The 18,681-nt window shown below is 53.5% G+C and carries 14 protein-coding genes and 2 pseudogenes; 11 read left to right on the forward strand and 5 right to left on the reverse strand.

The annotated features are described in order from the left end of the window. Positions 1 to 89: 89 nt before the first annotated feature. The 3 genes from E2L06_RS16190 to E2L06_RS16200 all read right to left on the reverse strand — a co-directional run bounded on the left by E2L06_RS16190 (position 90) and on the right by E2L06_RS16200 (position 4,354). Positions 90 to 1,421, reverse strand: coding sequence for a DUF790 family protein (locus tag E2L06_RS16190; protein ID WP_138782705.1), 1,332 nt, complete (start codon positions 1,419 to 1,421; stop codon positions 90 to 92). Next, complete coding sequence (locus E2L06_RS16195) at positions 1,408 to 2,826, reverse strand: DEAD/DEAH box helicase family protein (RefSeq protein ID WP_138782706.1); 1,419 nt, start codon at positions 2,824 to 2,826, stop codon at positions 1,408 to 1,410. Before E2L06_RS16195 ends, E2L06_RS16190 begins: the two co-directional genes overlap by 14 nt. A 325-nt stretch (positions 2,827 to 3,151) precedes the next feature. Then, positions 3,152 to 4,354 (reverse strand): Cdc6/Cdc18 family protein, encoded by a 1,203-nt coding sequence (locus E2L06_RS16200; RefSeq protein ID WP_138782707.1) that lies wholly within the window; start codon positions 4,352 to 4,354, stop codon positions 3,152 to 3,154. Between the two features lie 780 nt (positions 4,355 to 5,134). On the opposite strand from E2L06_RS16200, the gene E2L06_RS16205 reads away from it, so the two are divergent. Together E2L06_RS16205 and E2L06_RS16210 are read left to right on the forward strand one after the other, a co-directional pair. Then, a complete protein-coding gene (locus E2L06_RS16205) occupies positions 5,135 to 6,013 on the forward strand; it encodes a ParA family protein (RefSeq protein WP_138782708.1) in 879 nt (292 codons plus the stop codon). After that, a complete protein-coding gene (locus E2L06_RS16210; RefSeq protein ID WP_138782709.1) occupies positions 6,013 to 6,453 on the forward strand; it encodes a hypothetical protein in 441 nt (146 codons plus the stop codon). The genes E2L06_RS16205 and E2L06_RS16210 overlap by 1 nt, the downstream gene beginning before the upstream one ends. A gap of 165 nt (positions 6,454 to 6,618) precedes the next feature. On the opposite strand, the gene E2L06_RS16215 is transcribed toward E2L06_RS16210, so the two are convergent. Further along, positions 6,619 to 6,969 (reverse strand): MarR family transcriptional regulator, encoded by a 351-nt coding sequence (locus E2L06_RS16215; RefSeq protein ID WP_138782710.1) that lies wholly within the window; start codon positions 6,967 to 6,969, stop codon positions 6,619 to 6,621. A 663-nt stretch (positions 6,970 to 7,632) separates the two neighbouring features. Here E2L06_RS16215 and E2L06_RS16220 point away from each other — a divergent pair. From E2L06_RS16220 to E2L06_RS16265, 7 genes and pseudogenes are all read left to right on the forward strand, one after another. Next, a pseudogene (locus E2L06_RS16220) lies at positions 7,633 to 8,004 on the forward strand (MarR family transcriptional regulator). Further along, positions 8,001 to 8,318, forward strand: a complete 318-nt coding sequence (locus E2L06_RS16225; protein ID WP_138782711.1) for a type II toxin-antitoxin system PemK/MazF family toxin — start codon at positions 8,001 to 8,003, stop codon at positions 8,316 to 8,318. The pseudogene E2L06_RS16220 and the gene E2L06_RS16225 overlap by 4 nt, the downstream one beginning before the upstream one ends. 407 nt (positions 8,319 to 8,725) lie before the next feature. Then, positions 8,726 to 9,580 carry a DUF6159 family protein gene (locus tag E2L06_RS16235; RefSeq protein WP_249361475.1) on the forward strand — a complete coding sequence of 285 codons (855 nt, stop codon included), beginning with the start codon at positions 8,726 to 8,728 and terminating at the stop codon, positions 9,578 to 9,580. A 37-nt stretch (positions 9,581 to 9,617) separates the two neighbouring features. Beyond that, positions 9,618 to 10,379 (forward strand): ABC transporter ATP-binding protein, encoded by a 762-nt coding sequence (locus tag E2L06_RS16240; RefSeq protein WP_138782713.1) that lies wholly within the window; start codon positions 9,618 to 9,620, stop codon positions 10,377 to 10,379. After that, positions 10,372 to 12,153: a hypothetical protein gene (locus tag E2L06_RS16245; RefSeq protein WP_138782714.1), complete on the forward strand. Its 1,782-nt coding sequence runs from the start codon at positions 10,372 to 10,374 to the stop codon at positions 12,151 to 12,153. Before E2L06_RS16240 ends, E2L06_RS16245 begins: the two co-directional genes overlap by 8 nt. Before the next feature lie 865 nt (positions 12,154 to 13,018). Further along, entirely contained in the window at positions 13,019 to 14,761 is a 1,743-nt protein-coding gene (locus E2L06_RS16260) for a M48 family metallopeptidase (RefSeq protein ID WP_138782716.1), read from the forward strand. A gap of 171 nt (positions 14,762 to 14,932) precedes the next feature. Beyond that, positions 14,933 to 15,784: an IS5 family transposase gene (locus E2L06_RS16265; protein WP_138782717.1), complete on the forward strand. Its 852-nt coding sequence runs from the start codon at positions 14,933 to 14,935 to the stop codon at positions 15,782 to 15,784. A 232-nt stretch (positions 15,785 to 16,016) separates the two neighbouring features. Here E2L06_RS16265 and E2L06_RS16270 read toward each other — a convergent pair whose 3' ends face one another. After that, entirely contained in the window at positions 16,017 to 17,183 is a 1,167-nt protein-coding gene (locus E2L06_RS16270) for an ISH3 family transposase (protein ID WP_138782718.1), read from the reverse strand. A 515-nt stretch (positions 17,184 to 17,698) separates the two neighbouring features. On the opposite strand from E2L06_RS16270, the pseudogene E2L06_RS23020 reads away from it, so the two are divergent. Both E2L06_RS23020 and E2L06_RS16280 read left to right on the forward strand, forming a co-directional pair. Further along, positions 17,699 to 17,854, forward strand: a pseudogene (locus E2L06_RS23020) (IS5/IS1182 family transposase); the annotation flags it as partial. Positions 17,855 to 18,138: 284 nt separating this feature from the next. After that, positions 18,139 to 18,663, forward strand: a complete 525-nt coding sequence (locus tag E2L06_RS16280) for a hypothetical protein (RefSeq protein ID WP_138782719.1) — start codon at positions 18,139 to 18,141, stop codon at positions 18,661 to 18,663. Positions 18,664 to 18,681 lie beyond the last annotated feature (18 nt).

An 18,681-nucleotide genomic window follows, 5' to 3' on the forward strand; every position in this document is an offset into this window, starting at 1 on the left:
TCTTTCTTCACAAATCCGCATGAATCTCGCACCCCAGCTCAAACACGTGAACTCGTCCGCCAGTCAAGAGAACGCAGAGAGTTCTGTTCTCAAATCGAATACTCTTCTGCCAGTTCAACCAGGTCGTAGACGTGAATCCCAGTTTTGAACCAGAGCACCCGCTCGCTCGTGTCACCGAAGTCATCATTCGAACAGTCTAACTGTTCGGAGACTGCGACAAGGAGATTCTCAGCATCTGCCTGGCGTATTTTCTTCAGCTTCGACTCGAGATACTCGGGTGTCCAGAATCCGATGATCTCGAGAATCGCTCGCCGGCCATCCGGATGCTCGATCGCGAAATCGGGTATCATCACCTCATCACCGAGGTCAAACACATCGTTTTCGCGTAGTAACTCCCAGTCCGTGGTCGCTCGCTCCCATTTCTGGGCGAGTGTCTGCTCGAGATCGCTATCGAACTGTCTGCCAGTACTGTAGTGTGAATCGAGTCCGTCAGTGTCGTCCAGTCTGAGTTGCCGTGTCTCACCCGATGTCTCGTCGACAAGTACTGTGGCAGTCATCTCCCAGCGATCACAGAGGGGCAATGCTGGCAGAAAGTTCGCCAGCCGAATGCCGTATTTTTGCGATTGGGAGAACAACGATGCTGGCCCGTCAAGTATGGCCTCGTAGCCATCGGCACGGTCGGTTCGTTCGACACGCTTGCCATCAGAATCGATCGGATAGATCCGATGCATCAGTCCGAAGAGTTTGACGTAGCTGAATACCGTCCCGAAATGGTCCCAGACACGGATCCGCATCTCGGTCGCATCGTAGAGGACTGCCTGGGCGAGCGCAAGATTGTAGCGAGTGACCAGCCAGTCGACCGTCAGGTCAGTGTGTTCGTACTCGCCATCGCTACTGCCAGTCAGTGTTGTGGTCGTGGTCGATTGCTCGCCAGCATCGGCATACTGGTCAGCGGTCCGCGTGCCGATCTGGACAAGTCGTTTGTTCTCCTCGAGGTCAGCATACATCCCGCGGTAGCACGCTTCAAGTGAGATATCCAACTCATCAGCAACTGCACTATACACCTCTATCTTCTGTGTGTCGTCACCGAGCGTGGGTTGGCGAACAATCGGATACCGCTCGTTGGCTTTCTCGAACAAGCGCTGGCGGATTTCATGAGGCTCGACTGGAGACATGACTTCGAACTCACACTCGTCGAGAAGCAGTTTCGCCAGTCCCTGGACGATCTTGTAGTCGGTATCCGCCACAGTGAGTTCGTCGATCGCGTCTTCGAGATCGCCTTTCGGCTCACCGAGATGGACATCGAACAGCGCAATGAGTTCGCGTGCCGTCTCTCGATAGTTCTCATCCGTTGGATCGATAAACAGCGGTTTGATCGCATCGCCGGTGGTACGAGAACGAGCCAGATCAGCCGTCAGCATTCGTCATTACCCCCTGTCGGCGCTGTTGGGACACGTACGTTTCCATCGTGTCTGCTGTGATAATCTCGTAGAGTCGGGCCGGCTGGCGGTCATCTGTCGGCCGGAGGATGCGTCCAAGCCGCTGGGCATACTGCCGTTTCGAAGCGCTTCCCGACAAGATGATCCCCACGTTCGCAGCGGGAACGTCAATTCCTTCGTCAAGCACCTGTGACGTTGCCAGCATTGAGTACTCGCCAGTCCGAAACCGCTCGAGAATCTCAGTGCGCTCGTCCGTCTTCGTTTGATGGGTAATGCAAGGGACAATAAACTCCTGAGAGATTTCGTAGGCGAAGTCATTGTTCGCAGTGAAGATTATCGCGCGATCGTCGTGGTGACGTTTGAGCAGATTGTCGAGCGTCTCGAGTTTTTTCTCTGCTGTTCGGGCGATGCGTTCGGCGCGCTGCTTGGCGATGAGTGCCCGGCGTCCTTTTGGATCGTAGGACGTCCGTTTGAGGAACTCCTGGTAACCCTCCTCTTTCCAGAGGTCGAACTCGTGACTATCGACGTAGTCGCGATAGGTCCGGTACTCTTTGTCGTATGTCTCCCGTTCCTCTGCCGTGAGCTCGACAGACATGTGGATGGTTTCGTATTCGCTGAGGTACTCGCCAGCGAGTTCGTCAACAGCCTCTTGATAGACAACCGGACCGATGAGATCCTCGAGGAGTCCATGCTTTCCGTCGGGCCGTTCGTAGGTAGCGGTCAATCCCAGCCGATACGGTGCGATCGTCATTTCGGGGATCTGCCGGTAGGTCGGCGCCGGCAGGTGATGTTCCTCGTCGACGACGAGTAAGCCGAACTGGTCGCCGTATTCGTTGATGTAGCGGTAGGCACTATCGTAGGTAGTGACGGTGATCGCGGTGACCTCGTGGCTGCCGCCGCCGAGAACGCCGATCGGCTCTGTGAGTTGATCGCCAAAGGCGTTGGTGAGTGTGGCGTGCCACTGATTCATCAGGTCAATCGTCGGTGTCACGACAAGCGCACTCACGCTGGCGTCAGCGATTGCCTGCAGTCCAAGAAATGTCTTCCCGCTGCCGGTCGGAAGAACGACACTCCCCTGGCGGTCATGGTTGATCCAAGCGTCGAGGGCGGCCTGCTGGTAGTCACGCGGTTCGATGTGGAGCGCCGGTGTCAGATCGAGTTCTGGATAGCTTCGGGCAGCATCGTGGAGAGACATAGAACGTGGTAACGCATCTTCGAGTGTTGTCTGTCCGTTGCTGTCGGACCAGCCACCAGCCCACTCGAGAAGTTCCCGATACCGATAGGCCTGCACGCGGTACTCATCAATACGATCGTCCCACTCCGCAAAGGGAACCTCGGCAGGCACATCTTGGAGCACGAGTGTCCCGTCGTCGAAATCGATCCGCATTCGGTGTGTAGTTCGAAGGGGCCAGTCAGATTGAGTCTGTGGTTTCCAACAAGCCCTTTTCAAATCCATTATACCATGACAATGGTTCTATCTCTACATTCAAGGATGTATAAACATCCTATAGATGAGTGCATGTTATTACATCTAAGAAATTCAATACAAGATAATAGCCAGAAGCGGCGCCGAGAGCTGTACCGACATGCGAATGTTGTCGGATATTTTGGAAATGAAGAATACAGTACATCACATGAGCTCGAGAATAAGATAGGATTCTAACTAAAGAACCCATTACGTCCGGTTGACCCCTGAATGTCCAGAAAAGCTGTTATGGCTTATCTATCAAGCTAAGAACATCATTAAACCGATTTTCCTCAGTCAAGACATTGACCGTAGTATCCAAATCCGTGTTCAACTCCCAGTAGTACTTTGGACCGCCCCGCGATCCGCCACTACGTTTTGCGCCTGAGACGACACCAATCATATCTAGATCATGGAGATGACTGCGAACCCGACGCATTGCGATCGAGTTCGTGTCCACGTGAGATGTGATATCTGTGTACCTCGAGTACACCTCTGGTGTTGGCGCTGGCGTTTCATTCCCTGTTGCCAACGAAGTGAGTGCTAGCAATGCCAACTGATCCTGTATTGTCAAATCACGGATGCTCTGCGCGATGTTCATCTGCTCAACATGGTCCTCGGCCTTACGGACATGCTCCTCACTGACCTGCGGTTCGTCGTTAAGAGCGGCGAACTCACCGGCCTTGTACAGATACCGAATCGCCTGCCGTGCCGATCCTAGATCTTGGGCAGCAAGCGCCGCTGCTAGTGCGATAGCTTCCTGCGTGACAGCACTATCGACGAACGCTTTCTCTGACCGACGATTGAGAATGCTCCGCAGTTGATCAGCATCATATGGGGGAAAGTGAATCTCGACCTCGCATAGCGAATCCTTAGCTCGAGGGTCGAGTTCCTCGTAGAACGTCATATCGTTGCTGATCCCGATCACGGAAACATCCATATCCTCAATATGACTGTTATCACGCGCGCGTGGCAGCTCATAGAGAATCATATCTTTGTTTCCGATGTTGTCAACTTCATCAAGGACAATAACGACAATTCCACCAATCTCTTGAAGAGCATCGTACAGCCGGGCGAATACTTTCCTCTTCGGATGACCGTTCGGGTTGTCACCAGTTAATTGTTCTACAAGATCACACGCAACCTGATACGAAGAGTGATGCCCTTTACACGTTTGAAAAATAGTAGTCAAGTTGATTCCGCTCCGCTCATCGACTTCCTCTTGCAGTTTCTCAAGGAGAAAACGTGCAGCTGCTGTTTTCCCCTGCCCGGGCTTACCGTACAGAAACGCGTTGTGAGGGGGTGCATCGTTGAGAACTGGGGAAAGAACCTCCAACCCAAGTCGTTTGAGTTGCTCTTCTCGTTCTGGAAGATCATTCGGTGTGTAACTCTCTTTCAGGATACGTTCGCTTTCGAAGATCTCTGATCGGTCCTGAAAGTACTCGGTCATGATAGGAGACAACGCACTCATTATACAAATAACCGTAGTGTCCAGAACCCCCCATAATGTCCAGAAATACGGGTGGCTGAGACCCACCCCCACCCGGGGGCGTCCGGAATTAGCGAGAAAAAGAAGCCCACAGTGAAACCAAGTTATCAGAGCCTGGAACCACAAGATACTACCATTACTGCCTCAATGAAAGAGATCAGGAGAAAACAGCCGAAAGCGCGGTCGGATATTTATCCTTCCTTGCTTTCCACTACCTGCTTTGCGGTTCCGTACAGTAGTACACCTCTTATAGATTTCGAACTAGGAGATATTTAACTAGAAAAAGATACAGTCTTACTAGAAAGATGTTTTAATAGTTTCTCTGCGATCGTGAGGACGATCGCTTTTCGTTCCGTCTTTTCTGGACGCCCCCGGGGGTGCCCCTTCCGTCTTTTCTCAATTAATCTTTTGAGTCTCTTTGAGGTCCAGATCTACTGACGAGCTCCACTCCTAAGATGAACTACCCCGCCCTACTCGCTCATGGCTGATCCCGTCCGCTCCTTGAGAACGGGAGTTTAGCGCCCTCTCTTTCAGCTAATTCGCCGACTGTCCATGTTAGTCCTTCTATCTCTACATTCGAGAATGTAGTTAAATGGGTCACTCTTCATCATGTAGATCATTTCTATATTGTACAGAATTCACTCACTGGTCTGAATTCCTATAACGTGGTGAAGTTCACTCATGTCTCTACATGATCTCTTTCCATCACACTTTATACTGTGGCTACGTGAACTATCCTCTATGGCTAGCGATTCCGAGCTCACGAAAAAACCTCGAGCTGTTGCAGTTAACGTCCTCAAAGGTGGTTTTGGGAAATCAACTACAGCGATCAATCTTGCACGAGAACTTGCAGAGCGAAATGGCCGTGTTCTCCTTGTTGACCTCGACGATAACGGCCATACCACATTCAATCTTGGCTACCGTGACCAGTACGAATCTGACAACCACGTTCAAGAGGTCCTACTTGACGGCGCTGATCCGTTAGATCATGTCGTTCCAGTTACCGATGATCTCGATCTTCTGCCGTCCCATGAAGCTCTCGAGGAGGTGGAGACGAATCTGAAATCGGCAATGGCCTCGAGTCAACGACTTAACCGTAACGTCGTTGATCCTCTACTTGGGGATACATACTCGTACATCATTGTCGATACGCCGGCCAATCGAGGAAAGCTCAACGACAATGCCTTGTTTGCAACAAAGAATCTCATTGTCCCACTCCGTCCGGAGAGTGGATGGGAATCTGGAATCACGCAGACGAACAAACGCCTGATCCAAGAAGCGCGCCAGTACTTCGACCTCCAATTGCTTGCACTTGTTCCAACTGATCTTAGCGAACGCCTCGATCAGGACACTCGAGACCGAAACCTGCTGTACGCGATTAACAGCCGTGATGAGCTTGCATCGTGCGTCCCAAACTTCGCACATCTCTCTGCGGCTGATTGGGAAGCAATCGACGCTGGCAACTACAATGGTGATCTCCCAGGCATCCGTCACCGTGCTAGTATCGATAAAGCACATCGTGCTCGCAAACCGCTACGCGATTATGATCCAGAGTGTGACCAGCTCAAGTGTTATGAGGAACTCGCCCAAATCGTCGAAAACGGCGGGGTGATGCGGTAATGCCATTCGACGACCTTGCTGACGAGTCGGAGGAATCTGATCCTGGTGACGAGGCGCTAGATGAACTTGCTGGTACCCTTGCAGAGGACTCCACAGAAGGGGAAGAACCGTCAGGAAATGACACTACGTCTGAGGATCGTGATACCGTCTCAGCATATAATTCTCAGACAGAGCCAGCATTCCCGACTGCGAAGACACAGACACAGCATTCGATCTACTGCCTTCCTGAGACGTGGGACACGATTGATGGTGCGTCTGGCCTTCTCTTCGAAGCCGAAATTATGCTCCGTCGCGATGGCTATGAAGCTGTACAGAAACGTGAACTGCACAATGCATTGCTCAAATCTGCAGCACAACAGTTGACTCCCGAGGATATTGCTGAAGTTTTTGTTGCGACTCGAGAAGACCGAGAATCTGGACCACTCCTCACAGACGAATGATAACTGTCTCGAGGCCGCAGGTTGGCTCAGCCCACGGCCGATGCGTACGCTTCGGAGACGCCTATACCGTCTTGAACGTGAATCTCTCAGGGTAGTCGTGCGAGAAATTTGGAGTAGTTCGATCCAGACGGACGGTCAAAGCGACTCAAGCGGGGATCGAACCGACTACTCCTCGTACGCGAGGTTCATGATCCATTGTGAGAAGGCGTCGCTGTTAGGATCAACCTCTTCCTCGCCGACAAACGGCGAGAGCATATCGCCGGCCATCAGCAGTCTGAAATCGAGATCTCGTGCGGTCGGCGAGATGAAGTAGGTGTTGTGGCCGTCGTAGACGGCTTCCTCTCGATCGACCAGTTCCTCTTCAACGAGCGATTCGACGATCCGGCTGCCCTTGCGCGAGGAGAACTCCAGTTCCTTCCAGAAGTCGCTCTGGTGGATGCCGCCAGACTTGCGGACGAGCTCGAGACCCGCTCGCTCGTCCTCGTTGAGTTCGGCTTCGGCCGTGGAACTGCTCATGGTGGCCACCTCGCCATGTGTACTGCTATAAGCAGGAGTGCGTCCATACTACATTCAAGACAAGGCGAGCCGTTAAAAAGTGCCTTTCGTCGAATGTTGATTCGATCGTAGTGCCGTCGTCCTCGAGTCCGCCGCCGTCTTGCTAGATGAAAAGGGCGTCATAGAAGTCTGCTCAGACTGTTAATTCCACCGGACCATCTGGTAATCATACAGCGTCGGGCCCTTGTGTTTTGATGGCGTTGTGGGAGTGTCTACCCGTTTCGCCACTACTGAGATTCTCAGTGTCGCAGTCACATTTGACACGGCGTTACGCCTTGAGCGATGTAATTTCTCACTGAAGACCGCTGTCGTCTAGCGATTCACTAGAGCAAGAACAAAGCGATCATTTCGAGTTATTCAAACCGTCTGTCGGCGTATCAGCAGACCTAATCTTGACAACATTCGGATAGCTGGAATTTAACGCTGATAATTGTACTACCTGTACTTATCGAATTAGGATGCCCGCACAGTAGATGTGACGCCCGTTCTATAACATCCCAGCTAGCCGTCTCAATGGATACGGTTCTCGAACCGCTTCGTCGTCAATAGTGATTTCTCCTTCGGTGTTTTCGTAGCTTTCACTTCTAACACTCTTTACAGCGGATGACGTACCCCCATTCAACGATGTCCATCGACCGAGACACCTTCGAGAACACGAGCGAAGACGAGCTCGAAGAACTCTCCGTGCCTGATCAAGTCCTCGGATTCCTCGCCGCCAACCAGGATCGGGCGTTCAAGGCTCGCGAAATCGCCTCCCAGATCAGCGTCGACGAGGGCGCAGTCTGAACCGCGCTCTCACGGTTGAAGGACCGTGGTCTGGTCGAACACAAGGCGACGTACTGGGCGGTGACTGACGACGCTGAGCGCCTCGACGGATACAGCGGGTACGAACGAGCAACGGCTCTGTTCAACGACCAACTCGGTACAGAGGACAAGGAAGCGTGGCGCGAGCACGCACCGCAGGAACCCCACCCAAGCGTCGAGGACGAACAGTGACCGACGAAGAGACACCGATTTTCGAGCGGGGCGACGTCGTCTACGGTGACGATCTCTTCAAAGGCGAGGAAGACGCTCGGCCCTGGCTGATCCTCTCGAACCACGAAGGCCGTCCGTTCCACGGCGACCAGTATATCGCGCTAATGTTGACGTCGAAATCCTGGATGGACGGCCTCATCGACATCCCTGAAGAGCGTTGGCTTCGTGGTGGGATGCCGGATGAGAGTCGGATCGTCCCGTGGGGCGTCCAATCGATAGCCGACGACGCCGAAACCGGGGATCGGCCGGGAAAAACCTTCCGAGGGCTTCAATGATGTGGTCCCGATGAGTTCGGACACGATCCTGCACCGAGGAGGGCGTATGGATTCATAGGCTAATTGAAACTCCTCTCGCTTACGGAGCGTGTCATATAATGGTTCTCGGCAGGCATTATTCGCGGAATAAATCTTGAACAAAACCAATGACTGGCGAAACTACAGGCTCATACGCGAATTGAGAGCCGTATAATCATCAGGTAGAGGGTGTGAGACGTATTCTATGACACGCTGTTACGGGCTATATTTCTATACTTTGGTGACTCTTTTGACCGCGATTGAGGTCGATAGGGAAAAAACCACAGGCACAATCACTAGACCGGAATATGGACACATATTTCAATGATCTTGGAAGATAACCTCGACGTATTATGAGAGTGCTTAGGCGTCTCAAAATCGGATTCGGCATGGCACGCCGGAGCGGCCGCGTGCTCAGGGCTCACCCGAAATTGTTCGTGTTTCCGCTCATCGGCGGGCTCTCGGGCGTCGCGTTCATCGTCACGCTGTTCGGGAGTCTGTACGTCACGGACTCGCTCCTCCAAGAGCCTGGACTGGCAGTGTACCTCGCGTTGTTTGTCGCCTATCTTGTCGAAACGTTCATTGCGTCATTTTTCACGGCGGCGCTGATTGCGGCGACCCGAACTGTCTTTCACGGAGAAGAACCCTCGATTCGAGGAGCGCTGGCCGCCGCTTGGAAACGGAAACTGCCGCTGTTGGCCTGGTCGCTTATCGCCGCGATTGTCGGCGTAGTCATCCGAATTATCGAATCAGAGGATAACATCGTGGCACGGATCGTTGCGGGCGTCTTTGCGGTGGCGTGGAGCGTGATGACCTACTTCGTCGTTCCGGTGATCGTCTTCCGTGACCCATCGGTCACAGAGATGCTCAAAGAGAGTGCGACTACGTTCAAGAACACATGGGGCGAGTCAATCGGTGCGATGGGCACGATCGACATCGTAACCACCCTACTGGCACTCACTGGCGTCGGGCTCGGTGCCCTCACGTTCATCGTAACCGCTGGCATGGGCACAGTCCAACTGCTGGCAACGGTGCTAATCGGTGGCTCTACGTTCATCTTTGGCCTCCTCCTCGGGAAGGCGCTCAGTGGTGTCGCAAAGACAGCACTATTCGTCTACGCAACCGAGAGTACTGCGCCAGAGTACTTCGACGATATGGACTTCAGTGAGTTCGGTGGTGACAAGTCGTCGTCCACGGGTCGCCTCGGAGGCCGCCTTGGTGGCTCCGGCGGCGGTCAAATATAACGAGCAGATCATTCCTCAAAACACCAGTTAACAATTTATGGCAAGGATCGAAACGAGTGAACTGACGAAACAGTATGGCGAGACGCTCGCTGTTGATCGATTAGACTTATCGATTTCTGAAGGGAGTGTGTACGGGTTTCTGGGACCGAATGGTGCAGGAAAGACGACAACGATGCGGCTGCTTACCGGTCTCACACGACCTACGAGTGGCACCGGTTCTATCGCTGGCGTTCCTATCACGGATCGGGACGGACTGCGCCCTCATCTCGGGTATCTTCCCGAGGAACCACCACTATACGAACAAGCAACCGCATACGAACAACTCGAGTACGTCGCTGGACTCCGTGATTTACCCGAAAGGGCTACGCAAGAGCGTATCAATACGTTGCTCGACGAACTCGATCTCACAGCCGACGCTACGACGCGAATTGCGGACTATTCGAAAGGAATGCGTCAGAAAACAGCATATATCCAAGCCGTGCTTCACGAACCGGATGTCGTGTTTCTAGATGAACCCACGTCTGGCCTTGATCCACGCGCGGCCCGCACGATTCGAGAGATGATTCTAGACCTCGCTGATTCAGGTACCACTGTCTTCCTCTCGACGCACATTCTTCCCGTCGTTGAAGAAGTCGCAGATACAGTCGGTATTCTCTCTGATGGGCAACTCGTTGCTGAAGGCGATCCGGAGACACTCACACAGCGCGCAGAAATAGGTGATACACAAACGCTCGAGGACGTGTTCCTTGAACTGACGAGTACCGATCCCGCCGCAGATGTGGGGGAAACCGATGGCTGAGCCAACCTGGCCGCGACATGCTCTAAGCATCGGCGTGTTCGAGTTCCGACGGTCAGTACGCGCACTGTGGCAGGATAAAGCCCAGCTCACGCTAAGAGCCTTCGGGATGGTGATTCCATCACTCTTGACGCTGGCAGTTACTATCGTGTTCGCCGATGCGATACGTAATATCGAGGCATTTGCTGTTCCAGATATGGTTCGCGGAATGGTCGCGTTGTTCTGGTTGTTCGGTGTCTATCTCATCGCTCAGCGCGTCGTCTCAGCACGACCGCGAATCAACGCCGAATCGCTGATGTTGACGACTGTCTCAGCACGAACGGTCGCGTTTGGACTACTCGTCGCGGAGATGCTGCGAATCCTCGCGTACGCTGGCTTTCCAATTCTGGTACTGACTGGTGTTAGCGTGTTCCTCCTTGGCTCACCCGTAAGTCTCATCCTGCTCCCAGTGGCTGCCGTTCTCTTCGCCGCGACCGTGGTGGTTGCAGGATCGGCAGTGGGGTACGCGGTTGCGTTGCTCGTTGCGACATCGCCTTTCGTTGCCCGCCATAAGACGATACTCGGAACAGCTGCTACGCTGCTTGCAATGAGTGGGTACTTTCTCTTTCTCTATCCACAAATAAGCGGACTCAGCCAAGCGGCACTCGCATGGGTCCCAATAGGGTGGCTAGCCGATCTCGCAGTTGTGGGAACACCCTTTGTCGGGTCTTCCCTCCGAGCGGCCGGCGTAATCGCCGGAAGTGCAGTACTACTCATCGTCGGTGGAATCCTTGTCGAACGGGAGACGGCCGTGTTTTGGTTTATTGAGCCGGTGAGTCCAGATACAGAGGGAAGCGTGTCTGCTCTCGAGCAAACCGCTGAGAAAGAGAACCCTCGACCAGCAACCCGAGATTCCCTCGCGGCTGCCGTAACACCACTAGTTGTCCCCCGATTTGTTTCGACACCAGTCCGACGCGTTGCAGAATGGGCACTCATGCGGACGCGCCGTGATCCGAACCGGTTGATGTTTCTCCTCATCCCCGTCTTCGCCATCGGCAGTCCGCTCGTCAGTACAGCTGTCCAATCTGGATCGATTGGCGCATTAGGTGCTCCACTGACTGCAGTCGCACTCCCATGGCTTGTCGGCTCTCTGTTCGCAATGAACCCACTCGGTGATGAGGGGGCGGTACTCCCAGTAACACTCACAGCTGTATCGGGGGATCACTACGTTCGTGGTCTCATAGTGCCTGGTCTGGTCTTTGGACTCCCGATTATCCTTCTTGTGACGAGTCTTGCTGGACTCGTTTCACCATACACGATCGGTGAGCAACTCGGCCTGGTCATCCTCAGCGGCTATCTTACAGTCGTCGCTGTCATCGTCTCCCCGGCAATCGGGATGGCATTCCCCCGGTTTAGTGCGATTAGCGTCGGTCAGAGTCGAGATGTACTTCCACCACGAATGACTGCTGTTGCCGCTCATGCAGTACTCATACTGCTCCCTGGTGCGTTGCTGGCTGCCTTGCTGGTTGCACCACGTGTCGCTCGAACTGTCCTTGCCGGCGTATTCGGCTTCGCTCCAACAATCCTATTGGAGTTGCTCAACAGTTCTCCTTACGGTATAGGTATACTATCTACGGCTGCTGGCACGTTTCATGCTGTTGGAGAGAATATTCAGGCTATTGGACTCGATCAATTGCAGATTATTGGCGGAGGGACGCTGTTGATCGGTGGGGTTCTCTGTTCATATGTACTGTATCAGAATGCTGTACATCGATTTAACCGATATGTCCCTTCTTGAGTCAATTCCCTCCTAAAGTAGCGTGTCATAGAACCGGTCACACGCCTATTGACTCATAGGGAATGGTAAGTACAGGTGAAGAATTGTTTGATTCTCAGTTAAACAGGAGGGTATTTGATTATTGTGCAGTAGGTGGTTTATTTCTATATGTAGCAGCACGGTACATTATAATAGTCACTGCTTCGACAAGGAGAACAGGTAGAATACTACCCACGATAAACACAGCAACGATACTCAGGATAAAGATGCTCCCGGCTAAAACAAGCGGCGAGCGGCGGTTGTGAGTTGAGGCCTCACGATACACGAAGCGTGCAATGAACGCTTGGATGGCAAGGTAGATGGGAGTACCAATTCCGAATCCAGGCATACAGCGAATACCTTATCGAGAAGACATATATTTTCGGGTCATCGCTCAGTTTGCAGACCTCAATAAACAAAAAGACCGATATAGTGAGAACTCCGGTATCATGTATGAATGATGAATAGTATTCGATATTCATAGCACATCTTCGTGCGATTCGTACTGCTATCGTCGGCTTAGCACTCGCAGTTATTACAGTGGGGCTTATTATCGAAGGTGACCCACTGGATTTCCCATTCTTCACAATAACGATACTCGTTTGCTTGTACGCATTTGTACCCCCTCTCATCCGTATGTGGCAAAACCCATAGCGGACAGTTCGCACGTGTAGTGATCAGCAGTTCCGCCATGATAAGTATATGAATAATAAGATTTCAACGGAGTTTCAGCTTGTAATCGGTCGGGTATCTATTTACCACTTGAAGTTAATTCTTGAGACGACATGCGTTATCTCGGTACTCCTCTAGCCCATCCGGTTCTTAATTACTGGAGGTGAAATCTGCCATGACGTTGCTCCCAACTCGTGCCGGCCTTTTTGTCCGGACAGTCATTGCCGGTGTTAGCTGTCTGTTCCTCTCGAGTGGTGTCGTCGTCGCTGTCCTCTTGTTGATTGGCGTCCCGATCTACGCTGGGGTTCACTACGGCGTTGAGGTGCTTTCCTCACTAGCGATCCTCCTTGGTTTTGATTTCCGTCTCGCCGCCGAGCCGCTCGCTGTAGCGCTCGTAGTTGCGGTCGGGATGCCTTGTTTGGCGGCCGTCGAATTGTCGCTGCGGACCGTCCGTACCGCTCGCGAGCGCTCCGCACCGGCTGGTGCACTTGCCCAGGGGATTATTGAACTCGCCTCGTACGTGCTGTTGCTTTCGTCGTTACTGATTGTGCTAAGTACTCTGCCGGTCCTTCGTTCAGTACTGCCTCTTCCACTGTTCGGGCTCTTGGTCCTGCTCGGCTTCTTTTACTTGCTGATGGCTGGGTACCTCTGGGCTGCCCACGAATGGATCCGTTCGAAAGATGAGGTGAACGATGAACGCACGACTGGCGGTAATTGGCTTGTTATCGGGATTTTTATCGTCGGCTACCTCAGTATGGCCTATTGGGTTGGGTTCGCACTGCTCGTTGTCGCCGCACTTGTCTGGCTTGTTTTCGGATCGATCATCGTTCCCAATCATGTCGATGGGGTGCGAGACGCCATCGAGCGCCGCGCCGCCGAAATCGCCGAGGAGGAACCTGTCGACCCAGCAGCCACCTACGGCATCACGGACGAGGCCAAATGGGTGCGTATCAGACTTGAGCAAACTACAGCTCTGCGACCGACCCTTCTAGTGACCGTCACTGGAATCGTCATAGTCGGAGCCAGTTACTGGGCAGCGACTTTTGTATCAGTCGAAACTGTTGTCGTCTCAGTGGCCGCCGTGAGTGCTGCCGTGTTCGTTGGCATCCACGTCGGCGCTACAATCCGTACAGAGTTTTCTGGCAACAACGCTGTTCTCCGAAATCTCGAGGACCGATTCGATCTCGAGGCGCTCACGGTCACGGACATCGAGTCGGTTGATCAGATTGTCGGTACAGCGGGATCTAACTCTAACTCTGACTCTGACCGGAAAGTCGACGTGAATGCATCTCTCGAGTCGATTGTCACTCGACTCGCTGGTCAGGTCGACCTGCCGCCGCCCGAGATTCGAGTGCTCGAGCACGGAACACCCGTCGCGCTGACAGTGGGCTATCGCCCCGCTGTCTCGACACTTGTTCTCTCTAGGGGGTTGATCGAGACGCTTGAGTACCACGAACTCGAGGCTGCTATCGCTCACGAACTCGCCCACGTTGCCAACCGAGACGCTGCGGTGCTCACTGCGCTATCGGCGCCTAGTGCTGTTGCACGACTCGCTCGTAGTCGATACGGCTACAACCCTGTCGTCGAACCACTAGCGATGTTGGTTGGAACCATCAGCCGGTGGTACGTCGCTCTCGTCTCCCGTGGCCGAGAGTACGCTGCCGACGACGGCGCGGTTGCGATTACCGGCGACCCTGCTGCACTCGCAAGTGCCCTTGAGTCGCTTGATGCTGACCTCGAGCGTCGCCCATCGACGGATCTTCGCGAGCGGGATGCGGCTACTGCGTTCGCTATTGTTCCGCCACCGTGGGAGAAACATCCCTTCTTTGATCGGACGCGACGATTTATTGCGCGTCGGGTCTTCGGTACGCATCCGCCAACCGAGAAGCGCATTGACCGGCTTCGAACTCAAGTGTGACCGGCACTTGATTCGAATTGACAGCTATATCCAACAAATCACGATTGAAACAGAGAGTGTCATACAACGGTTCTCATACCTATCTTTGCCCCTTCTATCCGCTCAATATAGTAACATTCGGCCTTGTTGAAATCCTCAGAAGGTAACGGTTCACTCACGGATAGGCGATTGATGGACGGCTTACCGAAATCCGACCTGCTTCGGTTTGTCGAACGAGTATTCGAATTGGCTGAACAAGTGATCAACCGTTACTCGTCAAAACACTCCAAACGGCGATTCACGCGGACTCAACACGTGGTTTTGCTCTGTCTCAAGGTGAAGAAGACGACCACATACCGCGACCTTGTTGACGAACTCATCGAGATGCCGCGCATTCGAAACGCCCTTGACCTTGATTCGATTCCTGCTCCTTCGACACTTTGCAAAGCGTTCGACCGCTTGGAGATGGCCGTCTGGCGTGTGCTGCTGAACGTTTCACTTGCGGACTTGCCGCTCAACGGTGTCACCGGCATTGATGCCTCCGGGTTTGAGCGGGCGCATGCATCAACACACTATACGAAGCGAACGAACCTCACCATCCAGCAATTGAAGACGACGCTGCTGGTCGATACAGCGACCAATGCTGTTCTCGACATTCACGTAACGACGACACGAAAACACGATACGCAGATTGCACCGCAGGTAGTGAAACGGAACGCGGGGTCCATCGCAGTCTTGACCGGTGATAAGGGATATGATGACCAGAAACTCCGGCGGCTCGCTCGTGACCACGAGATTTGCCCCCTGATCAAGCATCGGGAGTTAACCCCGCTTTCCAAGGCGTGGAATGCACGACTGGACAGCGACCTCTACCATCGACGGAATATGAACGAGACGGTCAACGCAACGATTAAACAGAAATTCGGGGCCTTCGTACGGTCACGCCGGTGGTGGAAGCAGTTCCGCGAACTCGTCATCAAGTGCGTCGTTCACAATCTGGAGCGAGATCTCGCTATTTCACACGAAGGCGGCGAATGTTCATAATTCTGAGAGGGCAGACTGCTGCATACAGAGGGAGAACCAAACGATTCACATCAAGGATCAGTACCTCACAAGGCATCCTCCGCTGAGCCGGTCTGAAGTCTGAGTTCCGTTGTCGGTCTCAGTGATCTGTTTGAATCTCCTCGACGATCGGTGAGGAGCTGTCGCTGTCGGCGGCGATCAGCCGCCGACGCGACAGCGTTGCCACTTGGGAGAGGGCATACTCGGTCGGTGGTTAGCGGTAGAACCGGTCGTCCGGTGGTCGGTTTGCGGGGACGGCCCGACGGACTGCGAGGGCCGTCCACGCTGCCCGTCGAATCATGTTGATGAATTCCTTGAACGACCAGGACCAGAGGCGACGCCCGCCACGGCGGGGCGTCGCCACATATTCCCAGTGCAGATACCGCCAGACGTTCTGCAACAGCAGACTCACCACGACGTACAACAGCCGAACTACCGGATCTTGTGTCGACGTTGTCGCAATACTCTGTTCAGAGAGGCGGTAGCTGGCCTCGATACCGAAGCGTTTCGCGTAGTGGTATCGAGCGTCTCGTGGCGTCTCAATGAACGGCGCGTCAGCGGCGTAGCCGTGACGCGCCACTCCATGTTCGTCGTATCGTCCGTTCTGGTAGGTACAGTCGATGTAGACGGGAAACTCGACGGTCCAGCTGTGACCGTCGAGTTTCCCCGTCAGATCGTGCTGGATTATTCGGCTCCATCCAGTCGAGAGTTCCTGCTTGATCGTCTTTCCCCACCGGACGATCGGCATGACGTAGGCGTGATTGTGTGCCTGAAGCAACCTGAGACACTTGCTGTCGTAGAATTCGCGGTCAAGATAGACGGCCTTGACGCTGAAGTCAAGGCCGTCGAGAACACCAAGAAACGCTGCAAGGACGCTGCTGGCAGTGTCGCCGTCTTCGAGACGGCGCACTGCCAGCGTGAACCGCTTGTTCTTCACACGCGCGTAGAGTGTGGCATAGGCGTGGAAGGCAGTCGTTCCACGTTTTGCTTCCGAGTGATAGAGGCCGTTCGTCTCGTCTTCGTCACCATAGTAGGGTCGCAGGTGGAGGTCAGCCACGACCTCCACCTGCTCAGGCAGAATGCCGAGAACGTCCTTCTGAAGCAGCGTATTGCCGGCTTGTTCAACCGATTCTAGATCGAACTTCTTGCGGAGGTGGTACAGAACTGTGTTTTGGTGAAGTGAGTCGTCGCTCTTTTCGCAGAGTGTCGAGACCGAGGTCCCGTCGGCGCATGCGCCGACGAGGACCTCGTAAATGTCTTCAGACGTCGCTTCGGCGTTTGGAGCGAAGTCAAGATCGACTTCCTCGTCAATCGTGTTGACGAGGAAGTTAAGGAGTTGGTCCTCGTGGATTGAATTGTCTGCTTGCTGGGTACTAGACACACTCCATGCAAGCAGACTTTTCAACTAACCAGCTTCGTGAAGTACTGAGGATAGATAACGTGGTTGTATGACCGACCGTACCGAGAGACTCCTCGCTGTTCTGGTCATCCTGATGGCCTTGTTGGTAGTTGCTCAAACGACTGTTGTCCCACGAAACCGATTACTGAGTACGATAGGAATTTTCTTTGGATCCATTGCCATTGTATTCGCACTTACCGAATTTCTGAAAACGTTCTAACTGACCGTCTGGATCGATACGCTCGCAACCCACTAACCGGCTGGTTCACCGTGAATAATATCCGACCTATAGGATTTCAACAGAGTCCAGTAGACAGTAGCGCGATTTCTTTATTCAGAACCATGCCTGAAACTGAATTGGGCAGTTCGGTCACTACGCGTGCGAATATATCGAACCGGCTCTGTTGAAATCCTCAGAGAGTTACAGGTATGACCAGTAATTTGACCGAATGCAGTCCCTCCCGAAGTAACGGTTACACCGGTTCGTCGAACAAGCGATTCACTTGGCCCGGCGTGCCGTCGCTCGCTACTCCTCGAAATTCTCGAAACGGCGGTACACGCTCCATCAGTACATCGTATTGCTCTGCCTCAAGATGCGAAAGAATACGACGTACTGGATACTTCTCGACGAGCTTATCGAGATGCCCTGGGTTTGAAGAGCCATCGAACTTGAGGAACTCCCCGTCCCCTCAAAACTCAGAACGAGACAGTAAACTTCCGACTCAAACGTAAGTACGGTGGATTCGTCCGCTCACGGCGCTGGTGGAAGCAGTTTCGAGAACGCATCATCACCTGTATCATTCATAACCTTGACCTGTCACTCTAACTATTTTATCGAAAATTGCCAAGCTACCTGATCAAGCCGCCCATGTGAGTTGTCCCCCGTCGACTTGACTGTATCATAGAGTATATCCGACGAAAATTGTTTGACCACGGTATGCTCTCCAGGCGATCGATTCTTCTCGGTGGAACGCTTGCGGCGAGCACCGTCGCTGGGGCCCTCGTGACCAGCCCTCTCTCGCATACGGGCGCTGTCGCGCGTAAGCGCATTGCTGTCTCCTGGGAGTGGGGCGGTGCTCGGAAGAACGGCTACCTCCTCCAGACGGTTTTAGGACCAGACGACGAACTCGCTCTCTGGTACGCTCCAACGTACGTCAAGGGCGCCGTCGAGACTCCCCGAAAAATAACTATCGACAGAACCCTGCACAACGAACTGACCGCCGAGTTTAGTGACGTGACATACATGATCGGCGTCCATGGCACAGCTACAGGCGAGGACTCCGCATACGAGATGAAACAGGTTGGACGGAATGGATTCAACCAGCTTCAAGTCGGGGATACAGGAACTGTCTCCGTTCTTGGCGATCGACTCTACGTCCACAGTGTGGACGAGATGTCCGACTGGTCGGGAACGTCGAATGTCAGGACGTTTAGTTTTGACCGACGAGACGACCACCTGTAGTCCGATATGACAAGCCTA

Origin of the sequence: Haloterrigena sp. H1, assembly GCF_005938085.1 — an archaeon.
Lineage (GTDB): Archaea > Halobacteriota > Halobacteria > Halobacteriales > Natrialbaceae > Natrinema.

Coding starts and splice junctions, on each gene's coding strand:
- E2L06_RS16190 (WP_138782705.1), bottom strand. CDS start 1,421: ATGCTGACGGCTGATCTGGCTCGTTCTCGTACCACCGGCGATGCGATC.
- E2L06_RS16195 (WP_138782706.1), bottom strand. CDS start 2,826: ATGCGGATCGATTTCGACGACGGGACACTCGTGCTCCAAGATGTGCCT.
- E2L06_RS16200 (WP_138782707.1), bottom strand. CDS start 4,354: ATGACCGAGTACTTTCAGGACCGATCAGAGATCTTCGAAAGCGAACGT.
- E2L06_RS16205 (WP_138782708.1), top strand. CDS start 5,135: ATGGCTAGCGATTCCGAGCTCACGAAAAAACCTCGAGCTGTTGCAGTT.
- E2L06_RS16210 (WP_138782709.1), top strand. CDS start 6,013: ATGCCATTCGACGACCTTGCTGACGAGTCGGAGGAATCTGATCCTGGT.
- E2L06_RS16215 (WP_138782710.1), bottom strand. CDS start 6,969: ATGAGCAGTTCCACGGCCGAAGCCGAACTCAACGAGGACGAGCGAGCG.
- E2L06_RS16235 (WP_249361475.1), top strand. CDS start 8,726: ATGGCACGCCGGAGCGGCCGCGTGCTCAGGGCTCACCCGAAATTGTTC.
- E2L06_RS16240 (WP_138782713.1), top strand. CDS start 9,618: ATGGCAAGGATCGAAACGAGTGAACTGACGAAACAGTATGGCGAGACG.
- E2L06_RS16245 (WP_138782714.1), top strand. CDS start 10,372: ATGGCTGAGCCAACCTGGCCGCGACATGCTCTAAGCATCGGCGTGTTC.
- E2L06_RS16260 (WP_138782716.1), top strand. CDS start 13,019: ATGACGTTGCTCCCAACTCGTGCCGGCCTTTTTGTCCGGACAGTCATT.
- E2L06_RS16265 (WP_138782717.1), top strand. CDS start 14,933: ATGGACGGCTTACCGAAATCCGACCTGCTTCGGTTTGTCGAACGAGTA.
- E2L06_RS16280 (WP_138782719.1), top strand. CDS start 18,139: ATGCTCTCCAGGCGATCGATTCTTCTCGGTGGAACGCTTGCGGCGAGC.